The following is a 13,760-nucleotide window of genomic DNA, read 5'->3' as shown; positions in this document are numbered from 1 at the left end:
AAAATGTTGCTGAAAATCCATCAGATTATTGTGTTAACTCTAAAACTGATTTTACACGCAATCGTAAGCTTTCGCTTAAACAAATGCTAACAGGAATTATTGGGATGGGCGGAGGAACCCTTTCAAATGAATTGTTGGATATGTTCAATTATTCAGCAGATACAGTGACCTCATATGCATTTATACAACAGAGGAATAAAATTAAACCTAAGGCCTTTGAAACAATCTTCAAAGCTTTTTCAACAGATATATCTTTAGAAACTAATGAAAATGAACTAAGAATTTTGGATGTTGATGGTTCTCACATACATATAGCTACTAATCCAGATGATAAAGAATCATACATGCCAGGTTCTAATGGTCATAAGTCTTATAATCTACTTCATTTGAATGCTCTATATGACTTAAAACAAAATATTTACTCAGATGCGATAATACAGAAAAAGAGAAAAAACAATGAATATAAGGCTTTTATTGATATGGTAGATCGTTCACCAATTCTAAAAGCACTTGTTATTGCTGATAGAGGATATGAGTCCTATAACAATATGGCACACATTCAGGAAAAGGGCTGGAAATTTCTCATACGAATAAGAGATGGAGCTATGGGCATAAAAAGCAGTTTCGTATTACCTGATTATAACTGCTTTGATGTTAATATCCGATTGAAACTTACAAGGAAGCAGACGAATGAAACAAAAGAATTATTCAAGGATAAGAATAACTATAAATTTATTCCTGCAAGCTCAACATTTGATTATCTTCCATTAAAAAATAAGAAAGCTGAGCCAGTAAAGTTTTATGATTTAAATTTTAGAATGGTTAGATTTCAAATATCAAATGGCGTCTATGAAACTTTATTAACAAACCTGGATGCGGATGAGTACCCTCCAGAAGAATTAAAGAAACTTTATGCAGCTAGATAGGGAATTGAGACATCATTTAGAGATCTAAAGTACACCATAGGACTATTGAATTTTCATTCAAAAAAGGTAATGTGAATCTAGCAAGAAATTTATGCACATCTAACAATGTATAACTTCACTCAAATGATTACCTCACACGTAGTCATAAAGAAAAAGCAAAGGAAATACACATATAAAGCTAATTTTTCCGTAGCCACTCACATGTGCAGAAAGTTCTATTATGAGAAAACAACATCACCTAATTTAGAAGCAATAATTATCAAAAATATAATTCCAATAAGGCCTGACCGCCATAGACAAAGGAATATGATTACTAAGACATTTATTAGCTTCTTATATAAAGTAGCATAAATAACGCTAATTTTATATTGTTTTTTTTGACAGATAGCAATCTGTTTTTTTGTCATGCGCATGAACAAGAAAAAAGTGGAAGAACTACTTTATTAAAGAGTTCTCCCACTTTTGATTTAGACCTAAGTCTATTGACCCAATGCTAACTTAATGACATTGATATAGAGATACCGATTTTTTTTATTATTCTCTTCTTAATGACTCTACTGGATCTAATTTAGCAGCTTTATTTGCCGGTAATAATCCAGATAACGTACTTATAACAATGCTTACTACAACTCCAAAGATTCCATAAGAATTCTTTATTAAAACTAAATTAATTCCAAACAATTTATTTGACACAATATTTATACCTTTCATTAATAAAAATGTAAAGACAAGTCCAACAATTCCACTAAAAAATCCAATTAAAAATGCTTCACAAACAAAAATTCTTCTTATATCCTTTTCCCGTGCACCAATAGCCTTAATTATTCCTATTTCTTTTGTTCTCTCTACAACACTAATATACATAACCACTATTATCATAATTGATGATACTACTAAAGATATTGCTGCAATCCCTGATAATACGTATGTTAAAATACTTATCATTTGATTAAACATTGATGTCATTAATTCTTGTGAAGATTCTGAATATCCAAGTTCCTTAATCTTTTCTTTAATTTCAGTTGCATATTTAGCACTAGTTGTATTAATATACATTACATTTGGTTTTAATTTATATTTGTTTTCTGAATAAAACTTTTCTAAATCTGAATAATTCAAAAAAGTAGATTTCATTACAGCAGTTAAATCTGCACCTGCTGAGGCATAAATTCCACTTACAATAAATTCTTTCTTTAAAATTTTCTGATTTATCAAAATATGTAAATATACTTTTTGACCTATAACACCTCCACCTAGCTTATCACTTACAGATTTATTAATTAATATTTCTCCTTCTTTTGGGAAAGTTCCTTGTTCAATATTTGAAGTTGTTATATTTGATGATATGGTTGAAATCCTCATTAAATTACTGCTTTTCCCATTGTAACTTAATGAATTAGCACCCATAGAAATTGCAGTAAATCCTTTTTCCACTGAAGATACATTTTCTATTTTAGATAAATTATTAATATCTTCTTCTTCAAATGACTTTGAAGTATTAACATCTGGTTTTTGTATTGTTGTAATATCTAAGTCAATTGTTTCATCTTCTTGACTAGGCATATTAACTTCTATCACTAGAGGATTTACATAACTATTCATAGTATTATTAAAATAAGCTTTAACACCGTTGCCTAAAGATAACATTAAAATAATACTCATTATTCCGATACTTGCACCTATTGAAACAAAAATATTGCGTATTAGCTTTTCCTTCATATTCACAAGAGCCAGCTTTATAGCTGATACAATATTTAGATTTTGTCTTTCTTTATTCACTTTAGCTTTTTCTCTATCAATTGATACTTCATTAATATTATTTCCTAATTTTAAACCTTTCGTATCATCTGTGATTTTACCATCTGCTATTTTAATTATTCTACTTGAAAAAGATGCTACTTTTTCAGAGTGAGTAACCATAATTACAAGTTTGCCTCTCTTAGCAATCCCCTTCATTATTTCTAAAACTTGCATTGATGTTTTTGAATCTAAGCTACCTGTAGGTTCATCAGCAACAATTATTTCAGGATCATTTATTAAAGCTCTCGCAATGGCAACCCTTTGCTTTTGACCTCCTGATAACTGATTTGGCTTTTTGTTTATATGATTATTTAAACCCAAGTCATTCAATATTTCTTTTGCACGTTTTATTCGTTCCTTTTTTCTAACATTTGACAAAGTCATAGCAATAGTTACGTTATCTAAAACAGATAAATGTGCTATTAGATTGAAGCTTTGAAAAATAAATCCCACTTCATTTTTTCTATATCTATCAAGCTCTTTTTTTCTTAGCTTTTTAATATCTTTTCTATTTACAAATAATTCTCCTGAGTAATTAGAATCTAATCCTCCAATTAAATTCATTAATGTAGATTTTCCACTTCCAGATTCTCCGATAATTGATACCAATTCTCCGTAATTGAAAGCTAAATTAACATTCTCCAGTACATGAAATTTTTCATTACCTTTTAATTTATAATATTTATTGATATTTTTTAATTCTAATAAACACATATAGCATTCTCCTTCTATACATGGTTTTATCTTTAAGTAGCTCTAATAATGCATCTGTCAGCCATATTTTATTACCTTTATCAGGCTTAGTTCTATCTAAATATTTCAAATATCTTAGCGTTACTCTGTATCTACCAATAATTGTGATATTAGATGAAGCTTCTTCTACACTAGGCTTCTCTATTAATTGTTTAACCTTGCAAACTCTATTCTCAATTTCTATTCCATCAACTATACCGTATTTTATACATTTTTAGGCTCTATTGATTATATTCAGTATAAAATAGATTTTTGTTTTCGTAACCTACCCACTTAAGGTAGTTTCTATATTTTGGGGTATATTTTTCACATTAAATTAAATCTCCTAATATACTTGTTTTACATTCATCATAACAATCAATTATATGTTTTAAACAAGACTTTTGAGATTGATCAGTATAAACAATATTTCTTCACCCGACAAGCGGAAAAGTTGGAATCAGGACCACCCGTAAAACGGGTGGTTTGCTCTGCGCCTGTAAGGCTTTGTTACTGGCTGTGCTACTCGCACATTGAACGGTTTGCCAACCGCATACCTTTACAAACTGGCACCTAAAAGGTGCTTTATTTTTTGTTTCCGTTTACCGGCTCACCCGTAAACGGGTCAATATATTCCTTTAAACTTAATTGTTCATATGCTATATCTTCTTGTATTTGATTTTTTATATATTCTTCTATAACCTTTTTATTTCTTCCCACAGTATCAACATAGTATCCTTTACACCAAAATTGTCTGTTGCCATACTTATACTTCAAATTTGCATGTCTATCAAAAATCATCAATGAACTTTTGCCTTTTAAGTATCCCATAAACTGTGATACACTTAATTTTGGTGGTATACTAACAAGCATATGTATATGATCCTTACATGCATTCACTTCGATAATTTCTACTTTTTTTATATTCACATAGTTCCCTTAAAATTCTTCCAATATCCGCTTTTATTTTTCCATATATTATTTGCCTCCTGTACTTCGGCGCAAAAACTATGTGATATTTACAATTCCATTTACTATGTGCTAAACTACTATTGTCCATTGCGGACACACCTCCTTGTTTTATAGTATTGGTGGGCAAACCTACTATAATTTTACAATGGAGGTTTTTTATTTTCTACTCACCGCTGAAAGCTCTTTAGAACCACCCGCATAGCAGGTGGTATTCACAATACAACAAAAAGCACTGCATTAAAAATTAATTTAGTGCAGTGCTTGTATTTACTGATTTCTGTTTCATTCTGGTATATTTTACATATAAAGAAAACATTCCTAAAACAAAAAGAACAGAATTTCTACTTGTACTCTTATTATTACATTTTATTTCAAAGTTCTGATCTCTTTATGTTAGATTTATGTTTTTTTAATATAATCTGAGCATTTTTGTCTGCTCTTTTGGCAGTTTTGCATAAAGCTAGTACAAAGAGTATTGTTATAGCCACTATTAATGTAATTAGAATTTTAATCATTATAATAACCTCTATCCATATAATTTGTTTAATTATATTTCTATTTCTTTATTATGTCAATCTTATAAATATTTAATTACTTAGTCTAATTTTTAATATACTAGAAAAATATTATTGTAGCGATATTTTAGGAACATATACTATTCCCAAATTAAGTTTACACCATGTTGGCTCATATTATATTAAACCTCCTTTTAAATAATCATGCATAGTCTGTTCTGCACTTGTTACTTCAGTATCGTTAAAATAATCAAATGGGGGACTTACATGCCACCATGAGAATCCTAATACATTGACATTTTGACATAGACCATCACATACTGCTTTAATTGCTAAGGCAGTACCATCATAAGTTGTAACACCATTTGCATTCGTAGGATCATATACCTTAGCTAGCCCCGTATCCTTAGGCATTAATCCTGTTTCTGTTATAAAAATTTTCTTATTAAAAGTATTTGCATGCATATTTATTAAATCCATTGTAGACTTTCCTTTAAAAATAGGAGCATAATAAGCTTGTATTATTTCATCTAAAGTTGGATTTTGGCTAACTAGTTTATTAGTATAATGAAAGTACATATTAAACCCTAGAAAATCAAGTAACTCCCAAAATTTCAAAGGAGTATCTACTTTATATTCATTACCATGTGCTGCATAAGTCAATAAAAGATTTGGATATTGACTTCGTATTACTGAAACAACATCTGCCCAGTAATTATAATTTGCATCAACTGTCTGCTGAACCTGTTCACAACCAATACATAATATAGGAATATCATTATCAGTACACAATTGAGCATAATGTAGGCATATAGTTTTCCAATTTCGAAAGAATGTAGCTACATCAGGATGATAGGCTTTTCTACCATAACCATCTGAATAATTAGTACCTAAATGAAGGCTTATCATTGTGGTTTTCACATTTGCAGTAGTAGCATTTGCAAGAGCTTGATTAACTATCTTATCTGGAAACATAACAGGATTAGCATCTGTATCTCCTTTAATATTTATCATTACTACAAGAGTATTATCTGCTCCTTGAAAAGCTAGGTGATTGTATACACCAACAGTTGGTATATGAGTTCCTCCATTACCCCAAACTGTTGTTGATACAGTTTTATACTTTAGATAGTTTCTAGCTATACTTAATCTTGTACCCGAAATATCTGACATCTGTGTTTTAACACTTCCTGTTTGAGTAAAACTTATTAAAATTGTTAGTATAGCTAGAATAACTCTTTTAAATATATTCATATCTATCATTCCTTTACTTAAGCTTATTAATATATATGCTTAATTTATTATATAAAGAAAAAAAGATTTTTATTGATATAGTAAATCAATAAAAATCTTTTTTATGTACAGTCGGTTGGAGTGCTATGGAGGAACTTGTGACTCCATAGCTACATTTAGAGAAGTTTTTATTATATTATACTTCTTAAATATTCTATAAATTCATCCTTAATTTCAGGTTTTCTTAATGCATATTCTATTGTTGCCTCTAAAAATCCTAATTTATCACCAACATCATATCTCTTACCTTCAAAATTATAAGCATACATAGCTTCACTTTTAATAAGTTCTAACAATGCATCTGTAAGTTGAATTTCATTTCCCTTACCTGGTTTAGTCTTCTGTAATATCTCAAATATCCTAGGAGTTACTATATATCTACCCAGTATTGCGGTATTAGAAGGTGCATCTTCTTTACTTGGCTTCTCAACTAATCCTTTAACCTTACATAATCTATCCTCTATTTCTATTCCATCAACAATACCATACTTAGATACATCTTCTGGATCAACACTTTGAACACCAAGGATGCTTGTATTATACTCATCATAGCAATCAATAAGTTGCTTTAAACAAGGTCTTTGAGATTCATTAGTATAAACAATATCATCACCAAGAAGAATTGCAAAAGGTTCATTACCAACAAAACTCTTAGCACAATAAATAGCATGCCCTAGTCCTCTAGGCTCTTTTTGTCTTATGTAATGAATATCAACCATATCTGAAATTCCCTTAACCAATTTCAATAATTCATCCTTACAATTCTTTGTAAGTTCCATCTCAAGTTCAACAGACTTATCAAAATGATCCTCAATACACTTCTTATTCCTACCAGTAACAATAAGAATTTCCTCAATCCCAGAAGCAACAGCTTCCTCTATAATGTATTGAATAGTAGGCTTATCAACTATAGGAAGCATCTCCTTTGGTTGAGCCTTAGTTGCAGGTAAAAATCTTGTTCCTAGACCTGCTGCTGGAATTATTGCTTTTCTTATTTTCTTATTCATAATATTTCACTCCCATATTCTCTAATATAAATTACGTATATTTATTAATCTTACTAGTTAAAAGTAAGCTACTAAATCATTGATTTATCATATATTCTAATTTACTATATTTGTCTTCGACATAAGTACCCGATTGGTTATTTTTCCTTTAAATAAAAATTCTAAATATCTATTTTTAGAACAAATATAAGCAAATATCAATGTTGGTACTACTCCAACTAATATGTATCCTATAATTCCATATTCAATTTTATTTTGAATCAATCCATTGATCGGTATATGAAAATACATTATTGGTAATGTATTTATTCCTATCACATTAATTAAATTAATATTAATTTTGCTAATAAATGTGCTAGTCATAAGTATCCATATTCCGAATATACCTGGTATTAATATATCTAAAATAAAATTATAATAATGCCCTAATTTCATATTTAAAGTATAAGATAATATACCTTTTAAATTTAAAACAATAAAAATTAAGCATATTAAAAATACTATTAAATATAAAATAACATTATTTTTATTAATAATTTTATTTATAGTACTCTTAAAATAAAATCCCATAGCAAAATATACTATAGACATTAAGCATACATCTACATTTAATGGTATTTTATATATGACATTCCAGTCTAAATAATTTTCAGTATAAGGTAGAAAGAAAATAGATTCTAAATGAGCTAGTAAATAGAAAACTATAACAATAATTATTATTGTTCTTTTTGAAAATTCTTTATTAAAGAAATAAAAAGCAAGTATTGTTATTAACATACATGGTATAAACCAATATGTCCCTGAATACATTCTGCCACCATATAAAAATTTTATTACATTATCTAGTAATATATTCCTTTGCAATAAAGATATTAAAATAAAATATGAAAAATATGGTATAATATATTTTATTATAGTTTTTCTCATCCATAATTTCTTGTAGTCTCCTTTAAATAAATAACCACTTATAGTAAAGAATAATGGCATATGAAACCAAAAAATTATTCTTTGTATATTTGTATTAATATTAGGATAATGACCTATTACTACGAGAATTATTAATATGAATTTCATAACGTCAATAGTTTTAGATCTTTCGCTTATCTCTTTCGACATTTTATTCCGCCCCTTACAATACATATTTTTTAATCTATTGTCTTAATTTATTATTATTCACTTTACTTTTACCAACAATAATAGGACAATACTTATTTAAAAAATATGATATTGGTATTAAAACTACAATAATAAGTGTTGAATTTATTATTTCTTTAACATTTATATTTATTGGGATTGTTTTAGTAATTTTAAATAATACTACTATTAGTAATTGATTAAAAGCCAAAATTGAAATTGTATTTTTCCCAATATATAAAAAAATTTTATATACTTTTAAGTTACTAATAAATCTAATATTATATAAATATATCGATATCATCATATACATAAATATAGAAGCAAATGCTGATATATAATAATAGAAATAGTTATTATATGTTATTATCATTAGAGCAACATGTCCATTCAGTAACTCAAAAGTTATACTGATTACAAATAATAGTATTATAGTATAAATTTTAGGTTTGTAAAAACAATTGATAATATTTTTATTTTTATTCTTTTTAAATAAATATCCGAATCCATAAAAAACTATAGCTGTACATGCAACATCTATACCCCAATACAATCTAATGTTAGTTATTAGTGGATAAAAATATCCAATTAATGAAAATAAAATTAATACCATAGATAAAGTTATATTGTTATCTTTAATATGTTTTACTAAAATAAAGAAAATAATCTCAACTATAAATAAGCAAGTTAAAAACCATAGAGCATTTGCTATAGGTAAATGCGTAGTTGTATTTATAGTTAATAAATATTTTATTGGATCAAATAAGTTATCATTTGTTTTAAATAAGTTAATTCTTACAAGTATAATCCAAAAGACATAATTGATTAATCCAAATAGCAAATATGGAATAATTAAGGACTTGACTTTTTTAACGGTATACTTTTTAAAACTGCAATTACTATTATTAAACAAATATCCAGAAACAAAGAAAAATAAAGGCATATGAAATGATTGTACGTACCAATATATTATTCGTGGTGCACCATAATGCGCCCAAACCATATAAAAAATCGCCACAAATTTCACAAAATCAATCCATTCGATTCTTTTCATATTTTGTTTCAAAACAATCACACCCCCATAATTATTTTTTATTATAATTTACTTATTTAATAATAATGCTTTTTAATAATTTATATTCTTTAGTTATAATTAAGCCAATTAAATAAGTTATAATACCTATTACTAATTTTACTATTGCACTAATCAATACATTGTCTATAGATATTTTTGATGTTAATAAATAACCACATACCATTATAAAACCTATTATTAATACATTTTTTATATTTAGCAAAAATTCACTAAATTTCTTATTAAAAACGTGTTTCATTAACACATAAAAGCACTGTATAAAATTAAATGCAAAAGAAATTACTATTCCCATTGCTAATACTTCCAAGCTTTTACTCATAACTCCAATTGCTATTGCTGTTATAGTAAAACATGCAGACACTAAACCAGTAGAAAATAATTTATTTACATATCCTGTCGATTGAAATATTGATCCAATACTAGATAAAACCATTTGTATTACTATAGATAATGATAATATTCTAAAAGCAGGTATAGACTTGTCCCAGTTAGTTCCATACATTATACGTATAATTTCTTTTGATGAAAAAAAACAATATACCGATACAAAGATGCCTATATATGCAAGAACTTTAACTACTTCTATATATGTATCATAAATAACGTCAATTTGGTCTTGATATTCTGACAGCACTGGATGCAATACTGGTGTTATTACATTTGTTAAGTTTTGTACTGGATATAACATAAGTTTATAAGATTTATCATAGTACCCTAATGTAGATGATCCTAAAAACTTTCCTATTAATATATTATCTAAATTTCTAGTGAAATAATTAATGAAATTAAATAAGAATTGATAGCTAGAATAATTTCTTATCTTTTTAACAGCATTATAAGAATATCCTTTTTTAATTTTAATTTTAGAAAATGTAAAAGAAAATATAAAAATAAATAAACTTTTTGAAATTGAATCAAATATCAATGAATAATATGACCAACCATTTAATGCAAGTGTTATAGTAATAATTCCCACACCTATATTAGCACAAACATTAATTATTCCTACTAATTTAAAATTTTGTTTTTTATATATTAATGCATTCGGTACTATATTACATATAAAGAAAAATACCGAAAATGATAATAGAAATCCTAATTTTATGTAAATTCTATTTGTATAAAAAAATGCAATAAAATACGAAAAGAAATAAAATCCAATTGCAATAACTAATGCTCCCATTACTGAAAACTTAAATATATCTGATATTTCTTTATCATCTAATGATTTATTCTGTATTATGGCTGGTCCAATCCCCATATCACCTAAAATATTAAAAAATGATATAAATACAGTTATTATTGCAATTACACCAAATTCTTCTGGCATTAATAATCTAGCTAATATTGAATTTATTATTAATTGGGTAATTACATTACTATATTTTGCTATAAAAGTTATCATTATTCCATTTTTTAACTTTGATTTATTACTCACTTCATCCTCCTACATTGTATATTCTTAAATTTTCTTTGCATAATGTTGGTTTTATATTTGTCATTCATATTCTTGATCATAATACTAATACAATATTTAATAATTTCATTGAACTATGTAGTTGTAAAAATTACGCCCTTAAAGATTGTATTATTTTAGTCCACTCGCCGGATATTTTACTTATAGAAAAGTCTTGCGCTCTAACTATAGATCCTTTTGCTATTCTTTTTCTTTTCTCTTCATTTTCAATTAAATGTATAATATTTTCTGCTAATGCATCAATATCTTCACATGGAACTAAAATTCCATTTTCATCGGGTTTATTTATTATTTCTTTTGGTCCAGAATTAGCGAATGCTATAACTGGTAATCCACATTCCATTGCTTCTGTTATAACTAAACCAAATCCTTCCCATCTGGATGAAGATACAAGAATAGATGAATTTAAATAATATTCTTCAATATTATTTGTAGAGGGTTGTATCTTAATTTTATTTTCTAAATTTAAATCGCTAATTAATTCATTTAATTTATCTTTATCTGCTCCATCTCCAACTATATATAATATCCAATCCTTATGAATTGAAGAAACCTTATGAAATGCCTTTATAAGCAAATCTAATCCCTTTTGTTCTTGTATTAGCCTTCCTACACATACAATATTTTTTTCTTCACAGTTTGATTTTTTATCAGAAGTAAAACTAAGAGGATTATATATTCTATTACTATTTATCATAAAATTCTTATCTATAAGTTTTTTATCGTCATCAGTTAACACTATATATTTATCTAATTTTTTTATATATACTTTGAAAAGTTCATCTTGTTTCCAATTATATTTATATGGTGAATTAAAATATGCATCATACGAATTATGCTGCCATCCAATTGTCTTTGCATTTATTTTATTTCCTATAATTCCTAATAACATACTGCAATACCCTTGATTTCCTATAATTACATCATAATCTTTAGAATTAAAAAAATTTATAAAGTTATTTTGAATATCAGTAGGATAAAATGCTTGTGTTAACAAACCTATAAATTTCTTTTTATTTAAAAATTCTATTTTCATAATTAACGTTCTTAATACTTTTGAATATATTTTTGTGAAAAGCTTTCTCTTACATAATTCTTCGTTAATTATAACTTGTACTTTTTTATCTAACTTATATAATTCTCTATTTACTTTGTATGTTCCATTTGTGCATATTATAGTTACATCATAAGTATTAACTAATTCATTAGTTAATACAGATAAAACTCTTTGTATACCACCCAAATTAAAAATAGTATCTGTTAAAAAACAAATTTTCATATTTTCTCCTCTGCATTCTATTATTTTAACTATTTATTTTCTTTGTTATATAATTCAAGTTTTTCATCTGTATATAAATTTATATACGAGATAAATACCCACATAAAAGTAGACACAGCATATGAATGTATTATTTGACTTGTGAACATACTCCCACCTATTAATAACATAAAATAAGATGTACTCATTGATAGATATAGCTTATCCTTACTTAATCTATAGTTAACTGCCATTTTTACCAAAGGAGAACAAATTAAAATCATATATAAAATTAAACCTATGATTCCAGATTTATAGGCAATATTTATATATGCATTATCTGTATTAAGTGACTCTTCTATTTGAAAATTTCCTTGAGCATCAACAAATGGCATATGTATTCCAAATCCATTTCCAAGAGGTTTTTCTTCTATTAAATCTAAATAATAGTCAAATGTAAGCATTCTTGTTTTTAAATTATCATCATTATTTGATGAAGATACCTGTTTATATCTATTTATAAAGTCACTATTGCTATTAATAATATTATTAGCTCCATAAGCTACAACAATTGCAATAAATATAAATAGTCCCATTTTTCTTATTAATTTTTTCAAAGAAATTTTATTTGTAAAGCTAATTAGTATTATTAAAATAAAATTAATAAGTATTAAAACTGGATTGGTTCGATTTTGAGATAAAATTATCAATATAATCGATAAAAAACAAGAACATATTAATATTGATTTGCTGATTAAATACTTTCTATTATAAAACAAAAAAAACATATAACTTAATGTTATTATAAATAATGTTTGTGCATTATAACCGAATCTTCCAGAAGTACCTTGTAAATTCCAAATGCTTAAGTTTTTAGTTAAATATATACTAACCCCAATTGCAGCATTCCCAAACATAGCATATACAGTCATGTTCATAAGTTTATATATATCATCTTTCTCATTAATTACTTTATATGTACAATAAAATAACATAATCTGCATAGCATATATTTTGAAATCAACACTTGCACTATACCCTTTACTTAATCCAACAAAAAAATATATACAATATAATATAGATAATAGAAAAAAAGTACTATTTACAAAATTATTTAATTTAAATATTCTAAAATTGCTACTATGTATTAATATAACAAAATATAATATTACTACCATACAAATAACAATCGTGATTGAAAGATTCAGATTATTACTAAGTCCAATAGGAAATAATAATGCAATAAAGTATGTTATCCAAAAACATCTTTTAGGATTTTTAAAACAATAAACTATATATATCATTCCTGGTAAAATAAATAATGATTTTACTTTAAAGAATATTGATATGAATGCTACCAAAATACTGATTATTAATATGCTTAATTTCTTTTTCACTCAATTACCTCACTATCTTATAATTTTAGGTTTATATTAAATCGTACGCTACATCTATAAGTGTTAAAACCCGATTATAAATCTTAACTTCATAAAGTAAATCTTAAATTTAGCTATTGTAAAATCATTCATTTTTCTACTCCAATATCCTAA

Annotated in this window: 10 protein-coding genes and 2 pseudogenes; 1 reads left to right on the top strand and 11 read right to left on the bottom strand. The window is 26.3% G+C overall.

Features of this window, described 5'->3' with window-relative positions; all coding sequences use genetic code 11:
- The first annotated feature begins 83 nt into the window (after positions 1-83).
- Positions 84-926, top strand: coding sequence for a transposase (locus CSPA_RS30470; protein ID WP_241427124.1), 843 nt, complete (start codon positions 84-86; stop codon positions 924-926).
- A 534-nt stretch (positions 927-1,460) separates the two neighbouring features.
- Here CSPA_RS30470 and CSPA_RS05995 read toward each other — a convergent pair.
- The 11 genes and pseudogenes from CSPA_RS05995 to CSPA_RS05955 form a co-directional block, all read right to left on the bottom strand.
- A complete protein-coding gene (locus tag CSPA_RS05995; protein WP_015391321.1) occupies positions 1,461-3,440 on the bottom strand; it encodes an ABC transporter ATP-binding protein/permease in 1,980 nt (659 codons plus the stop codon).
- Positions 3,441-3,456: 16 nt separating this feature from the next.
- A pseudogene (locus CSPA_RS30960) lies at positions 3,457-3,684 on the bottom strand (UTP--glucose-1-phosphate uridylyltransferase); the annotation flags it as partial.
- Between the two features lie 359 nt (positions 3,685-4,043).
- A pseudogene (tnpA, locus tag CSPA_RS05990) lies at positions 4,044-4,518 on the bottom strand (IS200/IS605 family transposase).
- Between the two features lie 283 nt (positions 4,519-4,801).
- Positions 4,802-4,945 carry a hypothetical protein gene (locus CSPA_RS29985; protein ID WP_015391320.1) on the bottom strand — a complete coding sequence of 48 codons (144 nt, stop codon included), beginning with the start codon at positions 4,943-4,945 and terminating at the stop codon, positions 4,802-4,804.
- A 177-nt stretch (positions 4,946-5,122) separates the two neighbouring features.
- Positions 5,123-6,199 carry a glycoside hydrolase family 113 gene (locus CSPA_RS05985; RefSeq protein WP_015391319.1) on the bottom strand — a complete coding sequence of 359 codons (1,077 nt, stop codon included), beginning with the start codon at positions 6,197-6,199 and terminating at the stop codon, positions 5,123-5,125.
- A 170-nt stretch (positions 6,200-6,369) separates the two neighbouring features.
- Complete coding sequence (galU, locus tag CSPA_RS05980; RefSeq protein WP_015391318.1) at positions 6,370-7,245, bottom strand: UTP--glucose-1-phosphate uridylyltransferase GalU; 876 nt, start codon at positions 7,243-7,245, stop codon at positions 6,370-6,372.
- Between the two features lie 96 nt (positions 7,246-7,341).
- Positions 7,342-8,361 (bottom strand): acyltransferase family protein, encoded by a 1,020-nt coding sequence (locus CSPA_RS05975; protein WP_015391317.1) that lies wholly within the window; start codon positions 8,359-8,361, stop codon positions 7,342-7,344.
- Between the two features lie 34 nt (positions 8,362-8,395).
- Positions 8,396-9,433, bottom strand: a complete 1,038-nt coding sequence (locus CSPA_RS05970) for an acyltransferase family protein (protein ID WP_158399830.1) — start codon at positions 9,431-9,433, stop codon at positions 8,396-8,398.
- A gap of 52 nt (positions 9,434-9,485) precedes the next feature.
- Positions 9,486-10,913 carry a lipopolysaccharide biosynthesis protein gene (locus CSPA_RS05965; protein ID WP_015391315.1) on the bottom strand — a complete coding sequence of 476 codons (1,428 nt, stop codon included), beginning with the start codon at positions 10,911-10,913 and terminating at the stop codon, positions 9,486-9,488.
- Positions 10,914-11,043: 130 nt separating this feature from the next.
- Entirely contained in the window at positions 11,044-12,231 is a 1,188-nt protein-coding gene (locus CSPA_RS05960; RefSeq protein ID WP_015391314.1) for a glycosyltransferase family 4 protein, read from the bottom strand.
- 29 nt (positions 12,232-12,260) lie between these two features.
- Entirely contained in the window at positions 12,261-13,607 is a 1,347-nt protein-coding gene (locus tag CSPA_RS05955) for an O-antigen ligase family protein (RefSeq protein ID WP_015391313.1), read from the bottom strand.
- Positions 13,608-13,760 lie beyond the last annotated feature (153 nt).

It is taken from the genome of Clostridium saccharoperbutylacetonicum N1-4(HMT), from assembly GCF_000340885.1.
GTDB lineage: Bacteria > Bacillota > Clostridia > Clostridiales > Clostridiaceae > Clostridium > Clostridium saccharoperbutylacetonicum.
Note: the sequence above shows the minus strand (reverse complement) of the source record. Positions and strands in the feature narration are given on the sequence as shown.